We start from the raw sequence: 26,140 nt of genomic DNA, 5'->3' as shown, positions 1-26,140 counted from the left end.
GCGTTTATCCTTTTATAGAGTTTTCTAAACTGAGCGCGCCTTCTAGCAGCGTTTTTTCATCCCACGCCTTTGCGATGAGCTGGGCTGAGACGTTTAGGCCGTCTGCGTCCTTGGCTACCGGAACCGATATGGCAGGCAGGCCGGCTAAATTTACGCTGATCGTATAGATGTCTGATAGATAGGAGTCTAGCGGGTTTTTTAGCTCGCCGAATTTATACGCCGTGCTAGGGGCGACCGGCATCAAAATGAGGTCGCATTCGCTCAAAATTTGCTCGTACTTAGCCTTAGTGTAAGCGCGAGCTTTTTGCGCTTTGATGTAGTATGCGTCGTAGTAGCCGCTGCTAAGTACGAAAGTGCCGAGTAAAATTCGCTTTTTTACCTCTTCGCCGAACCCTTCCGAGCGCGAGTTGATGTAGAGTTCTTTTAAATTTTTAGCTTCGGCTCTGCGTCCGTATCTTATGCCGTCAAAGCGGCTGAGATTTGCGCTGGCTTCGGCCGTGGCGATGATGTAGTAGGTCGCGATGTCGCATTTTGAGTTTTCTAAATTTTTATAGATTATTTTGTGGCCTGCGGCTTTTAAAATATCGACCGCCTTTAAAAGCGCTTTTTTGGTCTCTTCCGAGGCTTCGTTTATGTAGTTTTCGATGACGCAGATCGTGAGTTTTTTATCCGCGTTTAGCTTGTCTGCTACGCTTTCAAATTCTATATCCGCGCTCGTGCTGTCTTTGTCGTCGTGTCCTGCGATGATGTCGTACAGGATCGCGGCGTCCTCGACGTTTTGCGTTATTGGGCCGATCTGATCTAGCGAGCTAGAGTATGAGCCCAGGCCGTAGCGGCTCACGCGTCCGTAGGTCGGCTTTAGTCCCACGCAACCGCAAAATGCCGCAGGCTGGCGTATCGAGCCGCCCGTATCGCTTCCTAGGGCAGCCACGGCTAGTCCCGCGCCTACTGCGGCAGCCGAGCCGCCAGAGCTACCGCCTGCGACTCTTTCGCGGTTTAGCGGATTTAGCGTTTTGCCGTAGTAGCTGTTTTCGGTCGTATTTCCCATGGCAAATTCGTCCATATTCGTACGGCCAAACGGCGCCAAGCCTGCTGCTAGTAGTTTTTCTATAACCGTCGCGTTATAAGGCGCGATGTAGCCTTGTAAAATTTTAGACGCGCTTGTTACGCTCCAGCCTTTTACCTGGATGTTGTCTTTGATAGCGATCGGCACGCCCGCGCCCAGTTTGTCAAGCGGCAAATTTGCCAACTGCTCGACGTAAGCGCCAAGCTCCCTGTCCGCGAAAATTTTCTTTTCCAGCTCGTTTCTAAGCTCGGCTATCTCGCCGGCGCTTAGCTTTAGAGCCTTTTTTAAAGTTATCATTTTTTATCCTTAAATTTTATTACCGCTACGATACCCGCGGCTGTGACCGCGAGGATGGCCGCGATAGTTGCCGCGACGAACCAAGCGGAGATGGGCTCAGACATTTTTTAGTACCTTTTCGCATCTCGGGCATGTCTCGCCGTCGTGCTTAGCGGTAAATTTCCAACATCTCGGGCATTTGTGTCGCATCGATAAAACTAGTTTAAATTTATCGTTTCCGACGTCAAATTCGGCTAGGCTGTCGCTGCCGTCTAGGCTCTGAACGTCGCTAACCATATACCAGTCGCTGATCTCGTTTATGTCTTCGCTTAGGATCAAATTTGAGCTGGTTTGCAGCACTAGCTCGAGGGTCGATTTTATCTTTTTGTCTTTTTTGAGTACGTCGATTAGCTCGAAAAACTTCTCGCGGCTAGCAACTAGTAGCTCGTCGTCTACGTTGAACTCAAACTCTAGCGGCGCGTACTCTAGATCAAAGGCGTCCGCCGCGCCGTTTTTGATGATCTCGGGCGCATAGTCCATCACCTCGTCCACGGTGTACGTGAGTGTCGGAGCGATAAGCGGTAGGAGCGCTCTGGTGATTAGCGCCATCGCGCTTTGAGCCGAGCGGCGAGTGTCGCTGTCTTTGGCGTCGCAGTATAGGCGGTCTTTGCAGATATCAAGATATATGCCGCTTAAATCCGCGCTTAGGAAGTTCATTAGCAGGCTAAAGCCCTTTGAAAAGTCGTAATTTCTAAACGCCGTTTCGGCCTCGTCGAATGCTTTTTTCGCGCGGCTTAGTATCCAGCGGTCTAGGATGTTGAAATTTGACGTTTCGATATCTTCAAGGTCGTTTACGTTGGCTAGTAGAAATCTTATCGTATTGCGTATTTTTCGGTACTGTTCACTTACTTGTTTTAGGATGTTTTCGCTGATTTTTAGGTCGCTGGAGTAGTCGCTAAGCGCAACCCAAAGGCGTAAAATTTCTACGCCGTAGGTTTTAGCGACGTCCGCCGGAGCCACGACGTTGCCCTTGCTTTTACTCATTTTTTGACCGTTTTCATCGACGGTAAAGCCGTGCGTGAGCACGCTTCTATACGGCGCTCTTCCTTGCGCGGCGCAGCTTAGCAGTAGCGAGCTTTGGAACCAGCCTCTGTGCTGATCGCTGCCCTCTAGATACATATCGGACGGATAGCTGCCCGCATCGTAGTCACCGCTTTTTAGCACCGCAGCCCACGTCGAGCCGCTGTCAAACCAGACGTCTAGGATATCCATCACTTTTTCTAAATTTTGCGGATCGTATTTACAGTTTGCTGGTAAGAGATCCTTAATCTCGCTATCCCACCACGCGTCCGCGCCTTTTTGCTCAAATATCGCCGCGACGTTATCTAAAATTTCATCGTCAAATATCGGCTCTTTGGTATCCTTATGCCTAAAAAACGCTATCGGCACGCCCCAGTCGCGTTGGCGCGAGATGCACCAGTCGGGACGATTTTCTATCATCGAGCCTATCCTTTTTACGCCGCTTGCAGGGTAAAATTTGACGTTTTCAAGCTCTTTTAGCGCGACTTCTCGTAGCGTTTTGCCCTCGATTTTTGGCTCGTCCATGGCGATAAACCACTGCTTGGTAGCGCGGTAGATGACCGGCTTGTGCGTTCTCCAGCAAAATGGATATGAGTGGACAAATTTGCTAACTTTTAGCAAATTTGAGCCTAAAAGCTCTAAAATTTTCTCGTTTGTTTTAAAGATATGCATGCCGATTAGCTCGTCCGCTATGCCATCTGGAAATAACTTTTTCGCCTTTAGCGTCTCGTCGTATAGGCCGCCTTCATCGACGGGCATGATGACTTCGATGCCGTATTTTAGGCTCACGTGGTAGTCGTCCTCGCCGTGTCCCGGAGCTGTGTGAACTAGGCCCGTACCGCCGTCCATCGTTACGTGATCGCCTAGGATAAACAGCGATTTTCTGCCGTTTAGCGGATTAACCGCGTACAGGTTTTCAAGCTCGGCAGCGGCAAATTCTTTTAAAATTTCGCCCTTAGTTAGTCCTTCTTTTTCCAGCTCGCCTAGCATCTCTTTGGCAAATATCAAATTTTCAGCCGTCAAAACGTAAATTTCATTTGGATTTAGCGAGATGGCTTGGTTTGCCGGCAGCGTCCAAGGCGTAGTCGTCCAGATAACCGCGTGGGCGTCTTTTGCTCCTATTTTCGCCGCGGCTTCTTCGCCTAGCTTAAACGCGACGTAGATGCTGTAGTCCTCTTTGTCCTCGTACTCAACCTCTGCCTCGGCTAGAGCGCTTCTAGCCGCCCAGCTCCAGTACACCGGCTTGCTTCGCTCGATCAAAAGTCCGCGTTTAGCAACCTTGCAAAGCGTTTTGTAAATCTCGGCTTCAAATTTAAATTTCATCGTCAGATACGGATCGTCCCAGTCGCTGGCGACGCCTAGCTGTTTAAAGCTCTCCTTTTGCACGTCGATAAACTCTCTGGCGTGCTCGCGGCAAAGCTCGCGGATTTGCGTTTTGCTGAGGCTTTTTTTCTTATCGCCCAGTTTTACCTCGACTTGCTGCTCGATCGGTAGTCCGTGGCAGTCCCAGCCCGGCGTAAATCTCACGTTTTCGCCGAAGAAATAGTGCGTTTTTGCGATGATGTCTTTTAGGGTTTTGTTTAGCGCGTGTCCGATGTGGATGTTGCCGTTGGCGTATGGAGGGCCGTCGTGCAGAGTGAAGCTTTTAGCGGCTTTTTGTCTTTTAGCTTTCATTTTTTCGTAGATTTTTCTATCGTCAAACCACGATTTTAAGCGTTTGGGTTCGTTTTCCGGCAGGTTGCCGCGCATGGGAAATTCGGTGTTTGGAAGCAATAATGTATCTTTGTAATCCATAGGTTCGCCTTGAAGTAAAAAATTGGTAGATTTTATCCAAACGGCGATTAAATGCTACTGAAAAAACGCTATTTTAAGCTAAATTTATGTAAGATGTTTTCGGTTTTTAAAGGAGAAAACAGTGAAAAACGCACTACTGATCATCGGCGAAGATATCGGCGTAAACGCGCCTTTTTTAGATTATATTTTTTGCGCTTACAAGCGGCATTTCGGCGAGCTGGGCGAGTTTAGGTTCGTTAGCAAAAGCGACAAGGAATTGCCGTTTATCATCGAGCATCTTTGCGCGCGTTCGGACAGTCTTTGTATCTACGCGTCGAGTCAAAACTGCTCCGTCGCGGCTAAAATTTTAGCTACGTTAAGCGGCGATATTTTGGAGCTAAAATCCCCGCAAATGCTAGCTCCGAGTAGGGCTGAAAAATTTAGCGACGACGGCTTTTTGATCAAACTAAATCAAACTTACGTAAATTTACTAAAGGCCGACGCGAACCAAAAACTGCCTGCCATAGATATCAAAACGCAGCGAGATTTCGGCTATTTTCACCTGGTTGATATCGACGAGGAGAGTGCGAAAATCCTGCTCGAACCGCTGGCAAAAACTTACGAAGTGCAGATTTATTCGTCTCAAATTTTGTCGAATTTGGCGTTAATCAGAGTAGAGGCGAACAAATTCGGCCAAACTAGCGGCTTTATAAACGGCGCGAAAAATCTCTTTTCGGGCAAATTTTTTGAAGGCGAAGACGTCGCGGCTCACGTAGCGCGCGTACTTACGTCAAGCGGGCTGAAGCTTACCTTTGCCGAGTCTTGCACTGCGGGGCTTGCCGCGGCAAAATTCGGCGCTTTTGCGGGGGTTTCTGCGGCATTTAACGGCTCGCTAGTAACCTACGCAAATAAGATGAAGCGCGACTGGCTAGGCGTTAGCGATGAGATTTTACAAGCATACGGCGCGGTGAGCGAGCAGTGCGTGATGGCGATGCTAAAAGGCGCTCTAAAGGCGAGCGAATCGGATTTTTCTCTAGCTATCAGCGGTATTGCGGGGCCTGACGGCGGTAGCGATGCAAAGCCCGTGGGGACGGTATTTGTAGGAGCTTACGCAAAGGACGGCGAGCGTATCATCGAGAGGCTAAATTTAAACGGAGATCGCAACTACATAAGAGAGCAAAGCGCGCTGGCTGCGTATGTTTGCTTGCTAAAGCTAAAGCCGAAGCTGTTTTTGGCGTAAATTTTGGTCAAATTTGGTGAAAAATTTGCGTCCACTTAAAATTTAAAGCGGATACGCTTTTGTTCTATTAAATTTTGTAAGAAACGGTGGCGGTTTTTGCGTTAAGTGCGGCGGCGAGTTTAAATTTACCGTCGCCTTACGCGCGAGTGGAGCACAAATCAGCTCCGCCAAGCTTAAAATTTAGCGCAAATTTAAGCCTGACGGACGAAATTTATAAAGTAAAACCGCGGATTATTTTTGATACGGCACGGTTTCGTAGCCTTGATTTATGAGGCTGCCCATGCCGCCGTCAAGATTTATTATATTTAGCTCCGGCGAATCTATCATCATCGCTGCCGCAGCGCTTCTGCGTCCGCTTCTGCATATTAGCGCGACGGGTTTTTTTAGATCGACATTGGCTTTTAGCTCGTTCAAAAACCCTTCTTTATCGGTTGCGTTAAAAGTGATAGTCTTTGCACCCTTTATCACGCCCGTTTCCATCCATTCAGCAGGCGTCCTGATATCAACGATTTGCTCGTAGTTTTTGATCGCCTCGGGACTAACTTGAATCGTAGAAATTTCCGCAAAAGCCATTGCAGCAGCCGCTCCTAAAAGTAAAATTTTTCTCATTTTCTCTCCTTAAATTTGACGGCGTGAATATTAGCACTCAATTTTAAATATTTTGTCATTCTAAAATCACTCCGGCATAAATTTTTCTTTTTTAATAATTAATATTACTTTCATAGGACAAACGCTATAATCGCAAATCCATATCAATACAAAGGATAAAAATGAAAAAAAAGTTTTTTCGCGCTTAGCTTGCTTTCAAGCTTTTTGTTTGCCGCGGAGGTAAATATCTACTCTGCGCGCCACTACGACGCCGACAGCGAGCTTTATAAGCTTTTTGAACAAAAGACGGGCTTAAGGTAAACGCCACGCAGGCAAAAGCCGGCGAGCTAATCAAAAAGCTCGAAGTAGAGGGCGATAGCTCTGCGGCGGATATCTTTATCACCGCAGACGCGGGAAATTTCTACACCGCAAAGACTAAAGGCGTCTTGCAATCGGTCAAATCTGAAACTCTGGAAAAAATCGTACCGGAGCAGTATAGAGATAACGACGGTCAGTGGTTTGCTATCTCAAAACGCGCTAGAGTCATCGTTTACGATAAAAGAGACTTCGATCCTAAAGGCATTAAGGACTACGAGGATTTGGCAAAACCGGAGCTAAAAGGCAAGCTCCTAATCAGAAGCGCGACGGCTCCGTATAGCAAGTCGCTGCTAGCTGCTATCATCGAGGCTGACGGCAAAGACGCGGCGGCTAAATGGGCGGAAGGTACGCTAAAAAATCTAGCCCGCGATCCAAAAGGCGGCGATAGGGATCAGGCTAAGGCTATCTACGCAGGCGAGGGCGACGTAGCGGTTATGAACACCTACTATATAGGCCTCATGCTAACCTCTCCGAAAGCCGAAGACGTAGAGGCTGCGAAAAATTTGGGCATAATTTTCCCAAATCAGGACAACCGCGGTACGCACGTAAATATCAGCGGCATCGCGCTAACAAAAGCTGCTAAAAATAAAGAAAACGCAGTTAAATTTATGGAGTTTATGGTGAGCCCTGAGGCGCAAAAGATACTTGCGGGTATAAATTTCGAGTATCCGATCAACGCAGAGGTCGAGCCTAGCGACATCGTAAAGGGCTTTGGTAAATTTAAAGAAGACTCCACTCCGCTTTATAAAAGCGTGCAAAACACGAACGAGGCTATTAAAATTTACGACGTAGCCGGCTGGAAATAATGAAAGTAAAATTCGGGGCGATCTTTATCGCCCTTGTCGTTTTGATCCCCATTTTTAGCATATTTTTCGAGATCGCTTTAGGCGACTACTCCTTGCTCGAGCATTTTTTAAGTATCTTTTTGTGAGGTATATCCAAGGTACTTTTGCCGTTGCGGCGGGCGTTTTGGCGCTTAGTCTGGTTATCGCCGTGGTTTCGGCGTGGCTGGTGGCGAACTACCGCTTCGCGCTCTCAAATTTCTTTGAATATGCCCTCATCCTTCCGTTTGCGATTCCTGCTTATATATTTAGCTTTTGCTACGTCGGGATTATGGATTACGGCGGATATTTTCATCAAATTTTCGGCTTCAGGCTAGAGTTTATGAATATCTACGGAGCGATTTTCGTGCTGTCGTTGTCGCTTTATCCATACATCTACATGTTTGCCAAAACCTCGTTTAAAACGCAGTCCGCAGCGATTTACGACGTTTGTAAAATTTACAAGCTCCCCGGCCTTGCCGTGTTTTTTAGGGTTGCCATATTTCTCTCGCGTCCGGCGATCGTGGGCGGAGCGATGCTGGTGCTCATGGAGACGCTTAGCGACTACGGCACGGCTGCATATTACGGCGTAGAGACATTTAGCGCGGGCATTTTTAAGCTATGGTTTGATATGGGCGACTCGTACTCCGCGTCCGTGCTAGCGGGGCTTTTGATGATGTTCGTCTTTGTTTTGATGATATTTGAGCACATTAATAAAAACTCTAAAAAATACAGCTTCTCCACACACGACACCTCCAAATTTACGCAAAAAAAGAGCTTGGCAAATTCGGCTCGGCGGCGGCGTTTTTATGGTGCACGAGCGTGTTTTGCCTGGCGTTTGCCTTTCCTTTTACCTGGCTTTTGTACTGGAGTATTCACGAGCTAGATAGCTTTAAATTCGAGTTCGTGCAGATGGCTTTAAATTCGCTTCTGATGGCTGCGGGTGCGGCGATACTCATCACGGCGATTAGCTTTTTTCTCGTTTTTGCGACGAGGCTTATAAAAAACAAAGCGCTAAACGCCTTTTTGCTAAAATCCGTCTCGCTAGGCTACGCGCTACCGAGTGCTAGTATCGGGCTTTGCGTGATGATAGTTTTTGGCTACATTGACCGAAATTTCGGCACGCATCTACTTTCGTCCAGTTTTGTAGTGCTGATTTTCGGATACGTCGTGAGGTTTTTGGCGACCTCGATATATGCCGTCGAGAGCGGATATGCTAAAATCCCGGCAAATATCGACGATGCCGTGCTTTTGCTAAACGGCTCGCGGTTAAATTTGTTTTTCAAAGTTCATTTTCCGCTACTTCGCCACTTTTTCTTTCTCTCGCTCATCGTCGTTTTTATCGACATCATTAAGGAACTGCCGCTTAGTCTAATTTTGCGGCCTTTGGGCTTTGAGACGCTTAGTATCAGGGCGTTTTTTTATACTGCCGACGAGCGGCTTTATGCTGCGGCCCTGCCGTCGTTTCTCATAGTTTCGATGTCGCTAGTCGCCGTCCTTTGGCTCGAGATAATCTCCAGAAAAAAACAAGAAAGATAAAAATATGGCTGAAATTTTAAAAATCGTAAATTTAAACAAGAAATTTGGAAATTTAGAGGTTTTAAAGGATGTAAATTTAAGCCTTAACGAGGGCGAAATTTTAAGCATTTTAGGCGATAGCGGTTGCGGCAAAAGCACGCTTTTGCGTATAATCGCCGGGCTTGAGACGCCAAGCGGCGGGCAAATTTGCGTCAAAGATGGCTGCGGCACGGCGATGATGTTTCAGAGCTACGCACTTTTTCCGCATTTAAGCGTTTGCAAAAACGTGGAATTTGCGCTGTGGCGGCTGCCTAGCGCCGAGCGAGCACAAAGGAGCGCGCATCTGCTGGAGAAATTTAAAATCTCCGATCTAAAAGACAAAACTCCCGATCAAATTTCGGGCGGTCAAGCGCAAAGGACGGCCTTTGCCAGAGCCGTAGCAAACCGCGAAAAGTTGCTTTTGCTCGACGAACCCTTCGCTAATCTAGATCGCAACCTAAAAAGCGTGCTAAGAGGCGAGCTAAAACAGATGATAAAGGCAAACGGCATCAGCGCGGTCATGGTGACGCACGACAAAGAGGACGCCTTTTTGCTAAGCGACAAAATAGCGCTGATAAAAGGCGGCAAGGTTTTGGCTTTCGGCGCGCCTAGGGAGCTATATTTTAGCCCAGCTTCTTACGAGATAGCCTGCTTTTTGGGCGATATGAATTTGATTGACGAGCGGGATGCGCAAAATTTGCCGGCTGAATTTAGATCGTGGCTGGAGGGGAGAAAATTTATGTTTCGCCCGGAGCTAATCATAAGCAGCGAAAAATACGAAGCAGACGTAGCGGAAGCAAAATTTTTAGGCGCATTTTACGAACTAAATTTGGACTTTTGCGGAGTCAAATTTAAAGCCGTAGTTAGCTCAAATTTGCAGATTTGCGATGAATTTAAATTTGATTTGGCTTAAATTTGGACGGGCTTAGTATAGTCGCGCCATTTTTAACGTCTAAATTTGCCTGAAACGCAAATTTGACGAACTCGGCTTAGTCTTGATTGCGATTTTCGACGTAATCCACTCTCGACCAGGCAAGCACGTAGATAAACCCTAACGCCAGGTAGATACCAAGCACCGCAAGCTCGATAGAGTAGGGGTCGCGCAGGGCTTTGGTCAGTAAAAGCTTTAGCGCCGCAGCGATAAAAGTGCCGATCACGCAAAGTACCGCGTAGCCTGAAAATAGGGCGTTTTGCGTGACGGCGCCGAGTTTAAAATTTATCTTTATCCAAAGCAAAAAGGCAAGCACCGCCACGGCGCAAATGACGAAAAATAGGATCTTGTGCGTGCTAGCGGGAACGTAGTTCGCGCCAAAACTTAGCAAAATCATCGCGCTGCTAATAGCTATAAAAATGCGATAAAGCTTAAACACGCCTCCGCCTGCAAGTTCGTTTACCTTTGATATCGCGCCGTAAAGGCAGATAACGGAGACAAACAACATCGCTACGCGCGCGCTCGTTGCGATATCAAAGAGGCTTTTGGGTAAAACCATCTCTTGCGAGAGCAAATTTAAAATAACCAAAATCCCCGACGTCATACCAAGCGCTCTTGCCGTACTTATGCGCCTTATGAAGTTTTCTTGCACATTTTGCCTTTTATTAATTTAATAAAAATTTTACACAAACAAGCTTAAAATTTTTATTAAATTTGGTCCAACCTAGGCTTTAAATTTGCTTTAAAGGAAGCTTAAATTTAATCCAAGCGAGCAGATATATGAAAATCGGCGCAAAGTATAAAATTAGCGATGCAGTGAAGCTGTATCTGTGGGTGATGAACGCAAACTCGAAGCTAAACATCATCAGCGCGTTAAAGGCCGCTAGTGTAAGCACGCAAATGATTTGCGCTACGACGTAAAGTATAAAATATAAATTTTTACCCAAACGGCTTAATTTAACGTTTATGACGATCCAAAAAATAAACGCCGCAAGCGCGCAAATGCCGAATTTTACGGCTAAAGCTCTATCTACGTTGACTTCGGGCAATCTAGCGTAAAACGCCATCAAAATCAAGATAACGACGCACGCCAAAAAAGCCAAATAAAATTTAAAAACATTGCTTTCAAAGATCGCTCCTATGCCTTTGATCGCGATCCAGCCGCAGACGAAAGAGGCAATCTGGATGCAAACTAGCAGCACCAAAAACGCTGTCGCAAGGCTATCCGTAATGCTTGAAGCGGAGTTTAAAGCTACGGTTAAAATAGAAACCGCAAGCCAAAGCACGCTTGAGACGATACCGTAAAATTTGATGCGAGCCGGGTCATAAAATTTGACGCGATCGACGCTTTCTTGCGCTAACTTTTGCGAGCTAATATCACCAAGTTTATAAAAAGCGGCCGCTAAAAACGCGTAGCCGATGCATTTAAAATTGTCCCAATATAAAACATAGTAATAATCCAACACATCTTTATAGTCTTTAAAATCAAACCTTTCAAGTATCAATATTGCTGCTTGGAGGGCAAATATGGTGCAGTATCCCCAAAATAGATTATTCGCTACCTTTGTAAATTTAAACATAGCTAAAATTAGAAATATGGCGGGAATGCAAAGCGTCCAGCTCGTGAAACTAGATATCAATAAAACCAGAGAAAATAAAAACTCTGTAAATTTGCCGACTCTTGCATCAAAATCATCCGCAAATATCGTCACTATAAAGAGCGCAAAGAAGTTTAAAAGCAAAATGATGCCGTAAGTCGCGGCAAATAGCGTAAAACGTTTACATATTTTGACGCCGCCCGCATACAAAGTAATACATCTGAAAGCCGCGTATATCGGGGCTAGCGAGGCTATCTCGCAGATCACTTTAAGGACTCTAATATCAAAGTAAGAATGCAAAAAGGAGATTTCCGTCCTACCGAAAAGAATAATAGATACCACCGTTAGCGCAGAAGCCCAAATACCAAGCCTTCTGGCCTCTGCTGGCGTTGTAGGCATTTGAGAAATGGCATTTAAGACAGAGTTTAAAATTTTTCAAATTTTTCCTTCTAAATTTTGATTTGTTTGAGTCGAATTCGGCTGATTTTTGTGGTTAAATTTGCTTATTGTTAAATCATTATTTTAACTTTTTAGCAAGAAATTTGAGCTTAAATTTAGGACGATTTTACGAGGTTTGGCGGCTTAAATTTAAAATCAGACAATGTTTGGAGTTAAATTTGCGGTAAATTTGATTATCCAAATTTTGACGCTAAATTTTGGATAATCGTCGTTTTTTGTAAATTTATCGTCGTATCTATCGTCAGTGGTTAAATTTAAAACCAAAAGAGCGCGGGCATTTATCTCACCTGTGCGCTGAAAATTTGCGTGATGCTGCTTATCTGCTCGCCGGCAACGTCAAATTTCGCCGTTTTCATCCGCACGCGGTAAAGCGCGTTTAAATTTTCCTCGTTCAAAATCTTGGCACTAAACCCATAAACGTAGCTAAGATCGTCTTTTAAAATAAGCGTGCGGTCCGCCACCGCAAGGGCGTGGTTTGGCTGATGCGTGGTAAAAACGATGCTGGCGCTACTTTTTTGCTTCAAATTTACGATGAGGCTTAGCACGCGGTCTTGGTTTTTGATATCAAGCGCGCTGGCAGGCTCGTCTAAAAATAAAATTTCGCTCTTGCTCGCGATCGCTCTGGCAAAGAGCACGAGCTGCTTTTGGCCGCCCGAGAGCGAGTTGAAGCGCTTGTTTTTTAGGTGCGAAATTTCAAGGCTCTCAAGCGCGTCCAGGCAGATCTGCACGTCGCGTTTGCTCGGCTTTGAAAATAGCGAAATATCGCGCACGCGCCCCATCGCTACGATGTCCTGCACGCTGTAATCAAACGCCACGCTAAAGCTTTGCGGCAAAAAGCCAAATTTCGCCTGCGTAAAAAGCTGCCCCTCTTTGAAACCCAAAATGCCCATCATGCACGACATCAGCGTGCTTTTGCCCTGACCATTTAGCCCCAAGATCGCTAAAATTTGACCGCGCTCAATCTCAAAGCTTAAATTTCTAAAAAGAAATTTGCCCTCTTCGTAGAAAAATCCCGCGTCCTTGATCGCGAGCAAACTACCTTCTGTTCGCATCGGCGCTCCTTTTTAGGAGGATGGCGAATATCGGGCTGCCGATGAGCGCGGAGATGATGCTAAGCGGCACTTCGCTAGAGCTGATCGAGCGCGATACGTCGTCGATGGCGAGCATAAAAACGGCTCCCGCGACGAAGCAAGCGGGCATGGAGCGCAAGTGGTCGCTGCCAAATATCATCCTAGCGACATGCGGCACTACAAGCCCGATCCAGCCGATGTTTCCGCTGACGCTGACCTGCGCGGCGACTAGCAGCGTGCAGACGACGAGGATGACTGAGCGTAGCCGTACGATATTTACGCCCAGCACCTTTAGATCGCCGTCTTCGAGGCTGAGTAGGTTAAACCGCCACCGCATCGCGATGAGTGCCGCGACGCAGGGCGCGGAAACGGCGGTGAGCATGATGAGCTTGTCGTAGTCTGCGCGCACGAAGCTGCCAAGCAGCCAGTAGATGATGTTTGGCAGCACGTCCTCGTTGTCGGCTAGATACTGCACAAGGCTCGTTAGCGCGGCAAAAACGCCGTTTATGACGATGCCTGCTAGGATGAGCGAAAAGACATCGCTGCGAGAGACGAATTTAGCGATAAAATAGAGCATAAAAAGCGCTGTGAGACCGAAAAAGAAGGCAAAAGCCACGATAAAATAGGAGCCAAAGCCAAGCATGATGCAAAGCGCTCCGCCGAATGCCGCCGCGGTGCTAACGCCCACGATGTGCGGGCCTACGAGCGGGTTTTTAAACACCGCCTGAAGCGCGAGACCGCTAAGCGCCAGTATCCCGCCGCAAAGGCTCGAAAGTAGGGCGCGCGGGATGCGGATATCAAGCACCACGCTCTTTGCCGTCTCATCGGCAGAGGAGCTGAGTAAAATTTTACCCGTCTCCTCTAGGCTCACAGGATACTGCCCGATGCCAAGCGATACCGCAAATAGCAGGACCCAGATCAGCAGCAGGGCGGAAAATTTCATTTATAGCTCGTGCGGTAGAATTTTTGATAAAATTCCTCTACTTTTTTGTTAAACTCAGCCTCGTCAAAGTGCTTCGGATAGAGTTTCATCGCTAGCCACCACTCGCCAAGCGCCATGGCTTCGGCAGTCGGATAGCCCCACGCTTTGGCGTATTCGGGCATCATGTAAATTTTACCCTCTTTGACTGCGCTTAAATTTGCAAGCTGCGGGTTGGATTTAAGCTCGGCGGGCACCTGAGGGTAGCGATCCTGCACGAAGATCATCTGCGGCGCCCATGCTAAAACTTGCTCTGCAGATACCTGCTTGTAGCCCTTGATCCTCTGCGCCGCGACGTTTTGCGCGCCGGCTCGCATAAACATTATGCCCGTGTATTTGCCGCTGCCGTAGGTCGTGAGATCTGGATTTGCCATGTAAATTTTAGGTCTCTTATCCACGATGAAGTCGCTAAATTTAGCCTTTAGCTGCTCTTGTGAGGTTTTAACAAAGCTTATGAGCTCGGCGGCCTCTTTCTCGCGGTTTGCGACCTTGCCAAGAAGCTCTATGCCGTCGTAAAAGCCCTCGGTGTAGGCCGCCTCGTCGTCTTTGAAGGTCGGATTTAGCTTGCCTTTATCGGCGGCGTCGCTGCGCTGAAAGCTAACGGCGACGACGGGGATTTTGAGCTCCGTCATCTTGTCGATGCATTCTTGCGGGATGTAGTTCGTGACGATCACGACGTCGGGCTTTAGCCTAAGTACCGCTTCGTAGTTGATGACCTTTAGATCGCCCGGTGTGGGCATATCTTTGAGGCTCGGGGCTAGGCGGATGTAGTTTTTACCGAGCGACTTTTCCCATGACTCCTGCACGCCGACGACCTTATCTAGCGCGTTTAGCTCATTGAGCGCGTTTAGGCTTTGGTGCTGAAGCACGACTATGCGCTTAACTTCGTCCGGTAGCGTGACGTCGCGGCCTAGCTGATCGGTTATGACTCGATCGGCAAAAAGCGAACTCGCGCACAGCGCAAGGGCTAGCGCGAAAGAGTGAAATTTGCTCATGTTTTTTCCTTAAGTTTTTAAATTATATTTATTTATTGGCTTAAAATTGGTATTTTTAACCCATAAATAAATAGTAGTATATTACAAAAATGGTGATGAATTTATTATAAATTTGCAGGTTTTGTTTTGCGGGTAAAATTGAGGGGCGGCATTGGTGTAGTTTTTGATAAATTTAGCGAAACGGCAAGCGTGGTAGCTGCGATGAAATTTGAAATTTATAAATTTTAAGACTACGCAAGAGCGATGTTTTTGATTTTAGTCCAAGTCGCTAGTTCGCAAAGTTGGATCAAGATCGCTATCGTAAGCAGTGCATATGGAGTTACTGAACCTTTAAGTGGCGAAATATAGATAAGCTAAAGCGCTGTGCGTATAAAGGCTAAGCTGGCGCAGAAGTAGAAAAATTTACTTTGCATATATTTGCCGAGTGGGTAATACGACGTGCCAAGCATAAACCAAAAGTAGATAGTTAGAATAGAGTCTATAGTAAGAAATATCGTAAGAGGAGTGCCTTGCGTATTTAAAAAATTATTTGCGACTGCTCCGATTATGGCATAAGCATTGTCAACAAAAGAGCCTCAAATCTGTGCCGCGGCATACTCTACCGCACCAAATCCGACTTGACTTACCGAATACAATGCCATAGATAGCCATAAAATCGATAGTAGCGCCGCCGTGACTAACGCGGAGAAGGTTTTGGTAAAAAGTTTGCTTGCGGAGAGTTTGGAGATTTGTCTAGCGGCAAGAAGCCTAAAAATCATCGACGCAAGAAAGACAAGGCAAATAAAAAATATGGCGGTCAAGAAACCAGCCAGCGAAACGCGGCTGCAAAATTCGCACAAAATCCAAATAGACATACAGTCGCCGATTAGTAAAATATTAGAAGCTATGCCGCGGAATTTTATCTCAGCTAGGAGTTGCTGATCCATCTTTGCTTTTGGATTTTTCTTTAAATTTGATAGTTGGTTTTTGCGTTAATCTGTTGAAAAAGGAGGGCTAAATTTAGCCCTCGATGTAGTTTTTGAGTTTTCTACCGACTTTTGGGTGTTTTAGTTTTTTGATAGCAGAGCTTTCGATCTGGCGTACGCGCTCGCGGGTTACGTTTAGCTCCTTGCCGATCTCTTCTAGCGTGCGGTCGCTCTCGTCGTCGAGCAGGCCGAACCTCATCCTGATGACGGCTTTTTCGCGCTCGTTTAGCTGGTCTAGGACTTCGTCAATCTGCTCTTTGAGGTCGTTTTTTAGGATGTGATCCATAGGGCTTAGAGAGCTTCTGTCCTCGACGAAATCTCCAAATTTACCGTCGTCTTCGTTGCCGATAGGGGCTTCTAGACTGATAGGCTCTTTTGTGATTTTGATGACCTGTTTTATCTTGTCCGCGCTTAGTCCGACCTCGGCTGCGATTACGTTTATATCCGGCTCTTTGCCTTCTTCTTGTAGGTATTTTCGGTTGATTTTGTTGATACGGTTTATCGTTTCTATCATATGGATAGGTATGCGTATAGTGCGGGCTTGATCGGCGATAGCACGGCTAATAGCCTGACGTATCCACCACGTCGCATAGGTCGAAAATTTATACCCTTTTTTATATTCAAATTTATCGACCGCTTTCATTAGCCCGATATTACCCTCTTGAATCAAGTCTAAAAACGGCAAACCGCGGTTCGTGTAGCGCTTGGCGATGCTTACGACTAGGCGTAAATTTGATTTTGCCATCCTAGCTTTTGCTTCGTCGGATATCTTTTTGCCGCGTTTGATCTGCTCTAAAATTTCCTTTAAAAGTACTGGATCGAGGTTAAATCCGCTCTTGCTCGCTTCCTTGGTCGCAAATAGCTTTTTGATCTCCACGTAGGTTGATACCATCGTAGCCTCGGGCACTCGCGCGATTATATCTTCTTTGCTGAGCTTGATGATATCTTTTAGGATCGACTTGTGATTTTTCTTTAGCTCGTCGCTAAACATAGGTAGCTTATACTCGAGTCTTTTGAGTTCTCTATCAAATTCATCGTCGCTCTTTAGCGCTGTTTCCATAGACTTTACGATCTCGGTTATGAGCTTACTAGTAGGCCCTAAATCCATTAGCTTGTCTTTTAAAATTTTCTTTTTAAACGCAAGCGTTATCTTTGCTAAAAACTCATCATCAGTCTCTACTTCGTTTTGTTTATTTGCAGTTTTTAGCCACTCTTTTTTGGCCTTTTCGAGCGCTTTAAAACTCTCGATCACTTTTTCAGCTCGTTTGTCGTCTTTTTTATTGTGTTTTTTTGGCTTGGCTTCTTTCTCTTCGCCTTCCTCGACATCATCCTCGACTTCTTCGTTTTCCTCCTCTTCTTCGACCTCTTCGCTACCTTCCTCACCTTCGTCGTCAAAGCTTCTAAAAAGCTCTTTTACGCGGCGTTCGCGGTTTATAAGCGGCTCTTTGTAGTCAAGAATAAAATCGATAAGGTATGGTACCGAGCAAAACGCGTCGATGATGATATCTTCGCCAAGCTCGATTTTTTTGCTGATTTCTACTTCTTCCTCTTTGGTTAGTAGTGCGATTTGACCCATTTCGCGTAGGTACATACGCACGGGACTATCCGAGCGCGACCACTCGAGCAGATCGGTTTCGCTGGCGAGGTCAAATTCTTCTTCCAGATTGTCGTCGGCTAGTTTGGCCAGCTCCTCGCGGCGCTTTTTAGCATCTTCGATGTTGCGCATTTTTGCGATTTCAGCCGAGGTTATGAGCTGGACTTTATTTTCTTTTGCCAGCGATTCCAGTTTTTTTGCTATCGCTGCCGTCGGCGCTTTGTCTAGAAATTTAACAAGTTTTTCGTAAGTGATATAGCCTTTGGCATTTTCTTTGAAAAGCTCTTCTATGAGCGACAATGCCTCTTTTTTTGCGGTACTCATTTGGGATTCCTTCTTTTTGTAGAAAACGAGGATTATACCCAAACTTCTTTAAATATTAATAAAAATACGATTATTCGGGCACTTTTAAGTAGGCTAAATTTACTGAAAATTTTATTAAATTTAATTTGGAACGAAAGTTGCTACTTAACACTCAATAAAGCAAGCGGAAGTAGCTTGTGACGCAGACGAGGCGGATTTTTGCGAGGCGAGGGCGCGTATATATGATACGTAACCGAAGCTGAGCAAAAAACCAACGAAGTATGCGCTCAAGATACGCGCATAAATTTAATGAAATAGGCGAAGTATCGTGAGATGGATTTGAATGTGTTTGCTAAAATTTTGCGTAGGCTAGGCGGAGTGGCCTGCCGAGCTAAATTTTAGCAAACACATTCAAAGACGCTCACGAGACGAGTCGCCAAAATAAGGAAAAGTAAATGAACAACGGCTACTACCAAGCAACCGGCGCCATGGTGACGCAGTTTAACCGCCTAGACGTCATCGCAAACAACCTTGCCAACATAAATACTATCGGTTTTAAGCGCGACGACGTTGTAGTGGGTGATTTTGAGAGGATTTTTAAAGAGTACCGCGACGAGTTACCGATAGAAAATCACACGAAGGACGCGGCCAAATTTCTAAACAGAACTATCGATAGAGTGCCGCAAATTTCGGAGCAATACGTGGATTTTAGCCAGGGCGGACTTAAATTTTCAAACAACGACCTTGACTTTGCAATGAAGCGAGAGGATCTATTTTTCCTAGTTGAGGTAAAGCCCGGCGACGTGCGCCTAACTAAAAACGGCTCGTTTAATCTCGACGAGGACGGATTTTTGGTAACCAAAGAGGGCTACAAGGTGCTGCCGAGCGATTATTTTACGAATAATTTTCAAGGTATCCAAATCCCGCAGGGCGAGCGATTTTCCGCAGATAAAAACGGCAATCTCTACTCAAACGAGGAGCCGCTAGCTAGACTTTATATCGCGCAGCCAAAAGAGATACGAAATCTAACTAAAGAGGGCGATAATCTCTATGTTTTGCCGAATTTAAAGGAGCTTGAAGACGTGGGTGGCGAGATAGACGCGGTCGCGTGGAAATACACTCAAATCTCCAACGTAAATGCCGTGACCGAGATGGTCGGACTCATCGAGACGCAGCGCTTTGTCGAGATGTATCAAAAGGTGATGACGAGCCATATGGATGATCTAAATCAGGAAGCTATAAGTAAGCTTGCTAACATGAAAGTCTAAATTTAGCGTTATCTCTTTGACGTATTTGCGAGAGATTTAATTTTTACTAGCGGCGACAGGCTACGTGCCTAGTCTCGTTCGTAAAAATTTGCACAACTCGCAAATCCGCTCAAAGATATTTCCGCTAAGGTTTTTAAATTTTAATAAACATAAATCGCTATATATTAAAAACCCTGCCGCTAATATAAATTCAAAATACTTCCACCAAAATATTTTCAAATTTTCCCAAATTTGCAAATTTGGAACGTCTTTTGCTAAATAGTTAAGAAATGCGAGAAATCGCGCTGAATTTGTAAATTTTAGACGCTCGCCAGGCATAAAAACAGTCGGCGACGGTTTTATGCAAAAGCGTAAAATTTAAGACTGCAAATTTGGAATATTTTTTGCAAATTAAACAAATTAACAAATTAAAGATAAGGCGCTCAAAGCTAAGGTAATGACTAAGCGGAAGCGATTTGCGGATTAGACGAGGTAGGTTTTATTTTGACAAGGGAGCATACTGAGCGTATGTGACCGAAGTCAAAATAAAACACAACGACGTATAAAACCAAAGCGCGACGCGCCTGTAGAAAGAGGAAAATGAAATGATGAGGTCTATTTATTCCGCCGCCACCGGCATGATCGCCCAACAAACCCAGATCGACGTTACGTCGCACAATATCGCAAACGTAAACACTATCGGCTATAAGAAAAACCGCGCCGAGTTTGCCGATCTGATGTATCAGGTCATGGAGTATGCAGGCACGGCAACTAGTGCCACGACAAAAAGCCCGACGGGTATCGAGGTTGGTCTAGGTGCGCGTCCGACGGCGATAACGAAGATATTTTCGCAAGGTTATTTTAAAGAAACGAGCAACAATCTCGATATGGTTATCGCGGGTAACGGCTTTTTCCAGGTGCAGCTTCCGGACGGTACGACGGCGTACACTAGAAACGGCGCCTTTAAACTAGATAGCGAGGGTACGATCGTAAACTCCGACGGCTACGTGCTCCAGCCTCAGATGACTATCCCGGCCGACGCCACGCAGGTTTCGGTGGGTACCGACGGCACCGTCTCAGTATTGCAACCGGGCAACACCGAGATGACGCAGGTAGGCCGTATCGAGCTAGCAAATTTTATCAACCCTGCAGGCCTACACTCCATGGGCGACAACCTCTATCTGCCGACTGGCTCTAGCGGCGAGGTCGTAGTCGGTACGGCGGGTCTTGACGGTCTGGGTACGATCAGGCAGGGATTCGTCGAGATGAGTAACGTGCAACTGGTCGAAGAGATGACCGACCTCATCACGGGTCAGCGCGCGTACGAAGCAAACTCAAAGGCGATCACAACGAGCGACGATATGCTCTCGATCGTAAATAGCCTAAAGAGATAGCCCTAACATAGGTTAAATTTAGCCGCCTAGTCTGAGATTTGCTTTGTAAATTTGACGGAGCGGGCGGCTTTTTAAATTTTGCCCGCTTTTGCCGTTTTTTGGCGGGCTGGGGCTAAATTTAGGCCAAATTTAGCGGTTTTTACGCTGCGACTAGCGAAAGCTAAATTTGAGTAAAATTTAGGCTAAATATTGCGGACGCCGCGGTTTTTGTTTGCGAGGCGCAAAGGCGGCTAAATTTATCTTGATTTACCGCCTTTTAGCATCCTATCTCACCATCCTTGCTCGTTTAGTTTTTTATACCAATCACAACCGCCTTGCTCTCCCATGTCGCAAGCCTTACCGAAATACTCTTTTGCCCTTCTTTTATCTTGCCTTACTCCTTGGCCGTTAAGATATAAAACTCCTAGATTATAGCAGCCGTCTACATGTCCAATATCACAAGCCTTAGAGTATAGCTCTCTAGCTTTTTTATAGTCTTGCTTTACGCCTTGTCCACTAGAGTATAAATTCCCAAGATTATAGCAACCCATCGCATTTTTCATATCACAAGCCTTAGAGTATAGCTCTCTAGCTTTTTTATAGTCTTGCTTTACGCCATTACCTTCATTATATAAAACCCCGAGATTATAGCAGCCCATCGCATCTCCTATATCACAAGCTTTAGAAAATAGCTCACTAGCTTTTTTATGGTTCTGCTTTATACCTTTACCGTCGTTATATAAGAGTCCAAGAGCTTCGCAAGCGTTTGCATCTCTCATATCGCAAGCTTTAGAGTATAGTTCGCTAGCTTTTTTGTAGTCTTGTTTTACGTCTTGGCCTGTCTCATATGCAAAACCTAAAGCACTGCACATTATTGCTCCTCCCAAATCGCAAGCTTTAAAAAATAGTTCTCTAGCTTTTTTGTAGTCTTGTTCTAAGCCTTGACCTTTTTCATATAAAAGCCCGACAGCTGCGCAACTTTTTGCATTTCCACTATCGCAAGCTTTTTGTAGCACCTCTATATTATCGCCCGCTGCAAACAAAACCATCCCGCAGGCTACTGTTATGACTATTTTTTTCATGCTTTTGCTCCTATAAAAAATTTAACGCTATTTTATAAGATTTATTATTAAAATGCGGATAATTTTATACTAAACGCTAAATTTAGTCTGGTTAAATTTGCCCACAGCGTGTTGGCTCAAATTTGCTCAAATCGCCGCCTTTATCCAAATTTATTAAAATTTTAGCTATCATCGCGCTTTTATTAAGGAAAATTTTTGCATTTTAGTTACGTTTTTAAGCTTAGCGTTCCGATATTTATGGGCTATTTTCCCCTCGGCGTCGCTTTTGGGATACTGGCTAAAAGCATGGGCGTTAGCGCATTTATCGCCATCGCTCTTAGCACGCTAGCATACGGCGGCGCGGCGCAGTTTATGATGCTCTCGCTTTTTAGCGCGGGCACGGGGCTTTTAGAGGTTTTTATCGTGAGCTACCTCGTAAATTTACGTCATACTTTTTACGGACTCGCACTTTTAAAAGAGTACAAAGATCTCAAATTTCGCCTTTTTAATATCGCGACTCTCACGGACGAAACTTTTGCGATATTTAAGGCGCTCAAAATCACGGACGCGGCGGAGCGTAGCTATGTTTTTACGCGTTTAAATTTGCTCTCGTGGTTTTACTGGGCGGCGGGTACGGCGGTCGGATGCCTAGCCGGCGAGCTTATTAGGGTCGATACGAGCGGGCTTGAGTTTAGCTTGACGGCGCTTTTTATCGTGATTGTGATGGAGATGTTTAAAAACGATAAGAACTATAAAGTGCTGGGTGCTGCGTCCTTGTTTGGAGTCGCCGGCGTAGCGCTCATGCCTGCTAAAGCGATGCTGGTAGGCTCGATGGCGCTTTGCTTTATTTTTATTTTAGTTTTTAAGGATAAGCTTTGATAGGCGTGAGTTCTAGCGAGTGGATGATATTCGCCGCCGTTTTGCTAAGCGCGTTTGCGACCTTTTTGACGCGTGCCGCGCCGTTTTACGTCATCAAAAACTATAAACCGCGTCCGTGGCTAACGGCCGTGGAGCGACACATGGGACTGATGATAATGGTCGTCTTGGTGTGCTACGGGCTAAAGGACATCAAATTTGACGTTTATCCGTACGGACTAAACGAAGCACTAGCCGTTTTTAGCGCGGTTTTAATTCATCTGAAATTTAAAAATACCCTGCTTAGTATCGCGGCTTCGACGGCGATATATATGACGCTTATTAGGATTATTTAACTGAAAATAAAAATTAATAATTAATAATAAATTTAAGCAATAAACGCTAAAATCCTCGTAACATCTCAATACAAGGAGCAAACATGCGTTTTGCAGTAAAGGCGGTGATTTTCATGCTTTTAGGAGCGACTTTGGCTTTTGCAAAGCCTACTATTTACATTTTAGCCACGGGCGGCACGATAGCTGGCAGCGGCTCTGGAGCTCTTGATACGAGCTATACCTCAGGAACCGTTACGGTCGATAAACTGATCGCTGCGGTACCCGATATCAACAAGATAGCGACCATCAAAGGCGAGCAGATCTCAAACATCGGCTCTCAGGAGATGAACAACGAAGTTTGGTTTAAGCTCGCAAACAGAGTAAACGAGCTGCTAACTAGCGGCAAGGCCGACGGCGTCGTCATCACGCACGGAACGGATACGATGGAGGAGACTGCGTATTTTCTAAATTTAGTCGTCAAAAGCGATAAACCTATCGTTATGGTGGGCGCTATGAGAAACAGCGGCTCGCTAAGCGCGGACGGCCCTCTAAATATCTTTAACGCCGTAAACGTCGCGATGAGTAAAGAAGCCGCAGGCAAGGGCGTAGTAGTCGTGATGAACGACGAGATCCACGCGGCTAGAGAGGTGACTAAAACCAACACTACCGCGGTCGATACATTTAAATCTCCAAACAGCGGCAAGATCGGTACCGTGTTTTACGGCAACGTCAAATTTTACATGAATCCGGTTCGTAAACACACCGTAAATTCGGCATTTGACATCACGAAGATCAAAGAGCTTCCAAGAGTAGATATCATCTACAGCCACTCAAACGACAACCCTGACTTCGTAAACGTAGCCGTGAAAAACGGAGCCAAAGGCATCATAAATGCCGGCATGGGTAACGGAAATCCATTCCCAAGCGCGCTTGAGGCTTTAGGCGAAGCGGTCAAAGCTGGCATAGTAGTCGTGCGCGACTCCCGCGTAGGTAGCGGCGAAACCACGCTAAACGGTGAGGTGGACGACGGTAAATACGGCTTTTTAGCTAGCGACAACCTAAACGCGCAAAAAGCTAGAGTGCTTTTGATGCTTGCGCTTACGCAGACTACGGATAAGGCAAAGATACAGGAGCTTTTCTTAACTCACTAAAATTTGAGTTTGAGCGGATATCTCGCGATATTTGCACTTATTTAATATTACGGCGGATTTGTTAAATTTATAGTCCGCCGTCTCTTTTGTAAATTTCCTTTTTCGGCGGCTTTTGCTGCGACGAATTTATCTTAAATTTGCGTTTAAAATTTACGCGCTAAACGGCGATTTGCAAGCGTAAATTTTAGCTATCGTTCGGTATAATTTTTGTTTTAAATTTAAGGAGCGAAAATGGGAATGAGCGCGCACTACTACGCCTATATGCAAGACGTTATCGAGGCGATCAAAAACGGTGGCGGCGACGATGTCGAGGCGCTGGGCGAATACGACCTGGATAAAATGTGGGACGCTATGCATAAAACGCTAACTGGCAAAAATATGTTTGAAGCGATGAGCGCGGGTGAGATTTTTGCTACGCCAAACCCGCTTAGTTGGGCGATTTTCGGACGCGGCATGGCGGGCGAGGAGGGGAGCGAGGCGGTATCTTACGTGGACGCAGACGACGTAAAAGCCGTAGCTAAAGCGATGCAGAGTACCGACATTGGCGCGCTTTTGGCAAACGTAAATTTTACAGATTTCGGCGAGGCTGGCACCTATCCCGAGATATGGGAGTATGAGAGCGAATTTGAAGATATCAAAGCCGAGCTAAAAGAGCATTTTAACGGGCTTTTGAGCTTTTATCAAAATGCCGCCGACAAGGGGCTTGGCGTGCTAATCGTAATAGCGTAAATTTACGGCAAATCCCGTTAGGCGCTTGGCTACGGCGGAGCCGCTTTTGGGATAAATTTAAACTCGCATCTATAAAGTTAAATTTGCGGAGCGTAAATTTACGAGGCTATTTGCTAAATTTGCACTCCGCCGTTCTAAAAAGTGCAAACAAATTTCGCCGCCAAATCCGCTAAATTTACGTACCCGCGCATAACAAATCAAATTTCCGCCTCGATCCAAAAACAAAAACGACTACTGAAGTAAAATTTACTAAATTTCCGCCGCACGCCCGCCGTTTTTTATCTTAAATTTATTAAATTTGATTTACTATTTCTTCAAAATTTAAGGCCCACTATGAACTACCTGCTTTTTATCGTTACATTTTTTCCGATTAGCCTGATGCCCGGTATCAACATGGCCTACGCGATGAGTATCGGCATGAGTCTGGGCTACGTGCGCGCGCTACCGATGATGGCAGGACAGCTCACATCTTTAGCATTCGTGGGGATTTGCTGTATGCTAGGCGTTGGCGCAGTTTTGGCGCATTATAGTTTCGCGTTTAAGGTTTTAAACGTCATCGCAGGACTTTATCTACTATATCTTGGCGCTATGCTGTTTTTTAGCAAAGGGCAGCTTAGTATAACGATGGTATCGCAGCTGCCGAGCAAAAAGCAGATGTTTATAAACGGCGCCGTAGTCTGCATCTCAAACCCAAAGACATGGATTTTTCTATCGGCTTTGCTGCCGACTTTTTTGGACGCGAACGATCCTTTTAGCTTGCCTCGTATATTTTCTATCACCGTTATGCTCGTTTTTATCGAGTTTTGCTCGCTTAGCATCTATGCTCTTGGCGGTGCGATACTAAAGAAATTTTTGCAAACCCGCCTGCGACTTTTGGAGATTTTTACAGCCGTTATCATCTGCGCTATCGGCGTTTTGATGATGCTTCGCTAAATTTACCAGCCCATTTCTAGTTAAATTTGATAAAATAGGACAAAAATTATCGCCTTGCCCGTTAAATTTGGGGCAAATTTAAGGAAAATAAATGTTTAAAATTTTAGTCGCCGAGGATGACGAAAATTTAAATAAAATAATCTGCCTAAAGCTCGCTCAGGAGGGCTTTTCGCCGCTTGCGGCTTTTGACGGAGAGCAGGCTATAAAGCTGCTAGAGAGCGAGCGTGCCGACCTTGTGATCACCGATATCATGATGCCAGGGCTTAGCGGATATGAGCTAACCAAGCAAATCAAGCTGCTAGACGAGTCGCTGCCGGTGCTCATGATAACGGCAAAAAGCGGCATGGAGGGTATGGAGAAGGGCTTTGTCACGGGGGCGGACGACTACATGAGCAAGCCCGTAAATTTAAAGGAAATGACGCTACGCATAAACGCGCTTTTGCGCCGAGCCAAAATCGCTAGCGGCAAGCGGCTGAGGTTTAAAAACTCAGAGCTTGACTATGCGGCCCTTAGCCTAAAAATCGGCGGCGAGGTCGTGGAGCTCGCGCCAAAGGAGTTTTATCTACTCTTTTTACTACTCTCAAACCCGGGCAAAATTTTCACTCGACTAGAAATCATGCAAGAAATCTGGGGCTACGACACGGATAGCGACGAGCGCGCGGTCGATACGCACGTAAAAAAGCTACGCCGCAAGCTAGAAGGCTGCACGGACTTTGAGATAGCTACGGTGCGCGGTATCGGCTATAAGGGCGAAATTTACGAGTGAGGGGCGGGGAAGATAAA

General features: G+C 45.9%; 24 protein-coding genes and 1 pseudogene. 14 read left to right on the top strand and 11 right to left on the bottom strand.

Annotated features, from left to right (window positions below):
- Nucleotides 1–4: 4 nt before the first annotated feature.
- Entirely contained in the window at nucleotides 5–1,363 is a 1,359-nt protein-coding gene (gene gatA, locus EE116_RS08480; protein WP_122874039.1) for an Asp-tRNA(Asn)/Glu-tRNA(Gln) amidotransferase subunit GatA, read from the bottom strand.
- A 96-nt stretch (nucleotides 1,364–1,459) separates the two neighbouring features.
- On the bottom strand, nucleotides 1,460–4,216 hold the full coding sequence (ileS, locus tag EE116_RS08475) for an isoleucine--tRNA ligase (protein WP_122874038.1): 2,757 nt from the start codon (nucleotides 4,214–4,216) through the stop codon (nucleotides 1,460–1,462).
- Nucleotides 4,217–4,337: 121 nt separating this feature from the next.
- Between ileS and EE116_RS08470 the strand changes: the two genes are divergently transcribed.
- Nucleotides 4,338–5,435: a CinA family protein gene (locus EE116_RS08470; protein ID WP_122874037.1), complete on the top strand. Its 1,098-nt coding sequence runs from the start codon at nucleotides 4,338–4,340 to the stop codon at nucleotides 5,433–5,435.
- A gap of 231 nt (nucleotides 5,436–5,666) precedes the next feature.
- On the opposite strand, the gene EE116_RS08465 is transcribed toward EE116_RS08470, so the two are convergent.
- Nucleotides 5,667–6,044 (bottom strand): rhodanese-like domain-containing protein, encoded by a 378-nt coding sequence (locus EE116_RS08465; RefSeq protein WP_122874036.1) that lies wholly within the window; start codon nucleotides 6,042–6,044, stop codon nucleotides 5,667–5,669.
- A 189-nt stretch (nucleotides 6,045–6,233) separates the two neighbouring features.
- On the opposite strand from EE116_RS08465, the pseudogene EE116_RS08460 reads away from it, so the two are divergent.
- The 4 genes and pseudogenes from EE116_RS08460 (at nucleotide 6,234) to EE116_RS08450 (ending at nucleotide 9,692) form a co-directional block, all read left to right on the top strand.
- Nucleotides 6,234–7,207 (top strand): annotated as a pseudogene (locus EE116_RS08460) (Fe(3+) ABC transporter substrate-binding protein).
- Between the two features lie 121 nt (nucleotides 7,208–7,328).
- On the top strand, nucleotides 7,329–8,108 hold the full coding sequence (locus EE116_RS13245; RefSeq protein ID WP_241091671.1) for an ABC transporter permease: 780 nt from the start codon (nucleotides 7,329–7,331) through the stop codon (nucleotides 8,106–8,108).
- Nucleotides 8,084–8,761 carry an ABC transporter permease gene (locus EE116_RS13240; protein WP_241091670.1) on the top strand — a complete coding sequence of 226 codons (678 nt, stop codon included), beginning with the start codon at nucleotides 8,084–8,086 and terminating at the stop codon, nucleotides 8,759–8,761. Before EE116_RS13245 ends, EE116_RS13240 begins: the two co-directional genes overlap by 25 nt.
- A 4-nt stretch (nucleotides 8,762–8,765) precedes the next feature.
- The gene (locus tag EE116_RS08450; RefSeq protein WP_122874035.1) at nucleotides 8,766–9,692 is read left to right on the top strand and encodes an ABC transporter ATP-binding protein; all 927 of its coding nucleotides are present in this window, start codon (nucleotides 8,766–8,768) and stop codon (nucleotides 9,690–9,692) included.
- 76 nt (nucleotides 9,693–9,768) lie between these two features.
- Here the strand turns inward: EE116_RS08450 and EE116_RS08445 are convergent, their stop codons facing one another.
- Together EE116_RS08445 and EE116_RS08440 are read right to left on the bottom strand one after the other, a co-directional pair.
- On the bottom strand, nucleotides 9,769–10,362 hold the full coding sequence (locus tag EE116_RS08445; RefSeq protein WP_122874034.1) for a hypothetical protein: 594 nt from the start codon (nucleotides 10,360–10,362) through the stop codon (nucleotides 9,769–9,771).
- A gap of 79 nt (nucleotides 10,363–10,441) precedes the next feature.
- Nucleotides 10,442–11,215 (bottom strand): hypothetical protein, encoded by a 774-nt coding sequence (locus tag EE116_RS08440; RefSeq protein WP_163028048.1) that lies wholly within the window; start codon nucleotides 11,213–11,215, stop codon nucleotides 10,442–10,444.
- 100 nt (nucleotides 11,216–11,315) lie between these two features.
- Here EE116_RS08440 and EE116_RS12480 point away from each other — a divergent pair, with 100 nt between their 5' ends.
- Nucleotides 11,316–11,465 (top strand): hypothetical protein, encoded by a 150-nt coding sequence (locus tag EE116_RS12480; RefSeq protein ID WP_163028047.1) that lies wholly within the window; start codon nucleotides 11,316–11,318, stop codon nucleotides 11,463–11,465.
- Between the two features lie 580 nt (nucleotides 11,466–12,045).
- Here EE116_RS12480 and EE116_RS08435 read toward each other — a convergent pair.
- From EE116_RS08435 to rpoD, 5 genes are all read right to left on the bottom strand, one after another.
- Complete coding sequence (locus EE116_RS08435; RefSeq protein WP_122874032.1) at nucleotides 12,046–12,819, bottom strand: ABC transporter ATP-binding protein; 774 nt, start codon at nucleotides 12,817–12,819, stop codon at nucleotides 12,046–12,048.
- Nucleotides 12,803–13,780 carry a FecCD family ABC transporter permease gene (locus tag EE116_RS08430; RefSeq protein WP_122874031.1) on the bottom strand — a complete coding sequence of 326 codons (978 nt, stop codon included), beginning with the start codon at nucleotides 13,778–13,780 and terminating at the stop codon, nucleotides 12,803–12,805. The genes EE116_RS08435 and EE116_RS08430 overlap by 17 nt, the downstream gene beginning before the upstream one ends.
- Complete coding sequence (locus EE116_RS08425) at nucleotides 13,777–14,811, bottom strand: ABC transporter substrate-binding protein (protein WP_122874030.1); 1,035 nt, start codon at nucleotides 14,809–14,811, stop codon at nucleotides 13,777–13,779. The genes EE116_RS08430 and EE116_RS08425 overlap by 4 nt, the downstream gene beginning before the upstream one ends.
- Before the next feature lie 575 nt (nucleotides 14,812–15,386).
- Nucleotides 15,387–15,737 carry a hypothetical protein gene (locus EE116_RS12815; RefSeq protein WP_241091669.1) on the bottom strand — a complete coding sequence of 117 codons (351 nt, stop codon included), beginning with the start codon at nucleotides 15,735–15,737 and terminating at the stop codon, nucleotides 15,387–15,389.
- Nucleotides 15,738–15,810: 73 nt separating this feature from the next.
- Nucleotides 15,811–17,694: an RNA polymerase sigma factor RpoD gene (rpoD, locus tag EE116_RS08415; RefSeq protein ID WP_122874029.1), complete on the bottom strand. Its 1,884-nt coding sequence runs from the start codon at nucleotides 17,692–17,694 to the stop codon at nucleotides 15,811–15,813.
- A gap of 434 nt (nucleotides 17,695–18,128) precedes the next feature.
- On the opposite strand from rpoD, the gene EE116_RS08410 reads away from it, so the two are divergent.
- On the top strand, nucleotides 18,129–18,941 hold the full coding sequence (locus tag EE116_RS08410; RefSeq protein ID WP_122874028.1) for a flagellar hook-basal body protein: 813 nt from the start codon (nucleotides 18,129–18,131) through the stop codon (nucleotides 18,939–18,941).
- Nucleotides 18,942–19,525: 584 nt separating this feature from the next.
- Nucleotides 19,526–20,314, top strand: a complete 789-nt coding sequence (gene flgG / locus EE116_RS08400) for a flagellar basal-body rod protein FlgG (protein ID WP_002948143.1) — start codon at nucleotides 19,526–19,528, stop codon at nucleotides 20,312–20,314.
- A gap of 269 nt (nucleotides 20,315–20,583) precedes the next feature.
- On the opposite strand, the gene EE116_RS08395 is transcribed toward flgG, so the two are convergent.
- Nucleotides 20,584–21,375 (bottom strand): tetratricopeptide repeat protein, encoded by a 792-nt coding sequence (locus EE116_RS08395; RefSeq protein WP_122874026.1) that lies wholly within the window; start codon nucleotides 21,373–21,375, stop codon nucleotides 20,584–20,586.
- 195 nt (nucleotides 21,376–21,570) lie between these two features.
- Between EE116_RS08395 and EE116_RS08390 the strand changes: the two genes are divergently transcribed.
- The 6 genes from EE116_RS08390 (at nucleotide 21,571) to EE116_RS08365 (ending at nucleotide 26,123) form a co-directional block, all read left to right on the top strand.
- Complete coding sequence (locus EE116_RS08390) at nucleotides 21,571–22,233, top strand: AzlC family ABC transporter permease (protein ID WP_122874025.1); 663 nt, start codon at nucleotides 21,571–21,573, stop codon at nucleotides 22,231–22,233.
- Complete coding sequence (locus tag EE116_RS08385) at nucleotides 22,230–22,565, top strand: AzlD domain-containing protein (RefSeq protein WP_122874024.1); 336 nt, start codon at nucleotides 22,230–22,232, stop codon at nucleotides 22,563–22,565. Before EE116_RS08390 ends, EE116_RS08385 begins: the two co-directional genes overlap by 4 nt.
- A gap of 83 nt (nucleotides 22,566–22,648) precedes the next feature.
- On the top strand, nucleotides 22,649–23,695 hold the full coding sequence (locus EE116_RS08380) for a type II asparaginase (RefSeq protein ID WP_122874023.1): 1,047 nt from the start codon (nucleotides 22,649–22,651) through the stop codon (nucleotides 23,693–23,695).
- A gap of 231 nt (nucleotides 23,696–23,926) precedes the next feature.
- Complete coding sequence (locus EE116_RS08375) at nucleotides 23,927–24,424, top strand: YfbM family protein (protein WP_122874022.1); 498 nt, start codon at nucleotides 23,927–23,929, stop codon at nucleotides 24,422–24,424.
- Between the two features lie 333 nt (nucleotides 24,425–24,757).
- Complete coding sequence (locus EE116_RS08370) at nucleotides 24,758–25,357, top strand: LysE family translocator (RefSeq protein WP_122874021.1); 600 nt, start codon at nucleotides 24,758–24,760, stop codon at nucleotides 25,355–25,357.
- Nucleotides 25,358–25,448: 91 nt separating this feature from the next.
- On the top strand, nucleotides 25,449–26,123 hold the full coding sequence (locus EE116_RS08365) for a response regulator transcription factor (protein WP_122874020.1): 675 nt from the start codon (nucleotides 25,449–25,451) through the stop codon (nucleotides 26,121–26,123).
- Nucleotides 26,124–26,140: the final 17 nt, after the last annotated feature.

Source organism: Campylobacter showae (assembly GCF_900573985.1).
In the GTDB taxonomy this organism is placed as follows: Bacteria; Campylobacterota; Campylobacteria; order Campylobacterales; family Campylobacteraceae; genus Campylobacter_A; species Campylobacter_A showae_E.
Note: the sequence above shows the minus strand (reverse complement) of the source record. Positions and strands in the feature narration are given on the sequence as shown.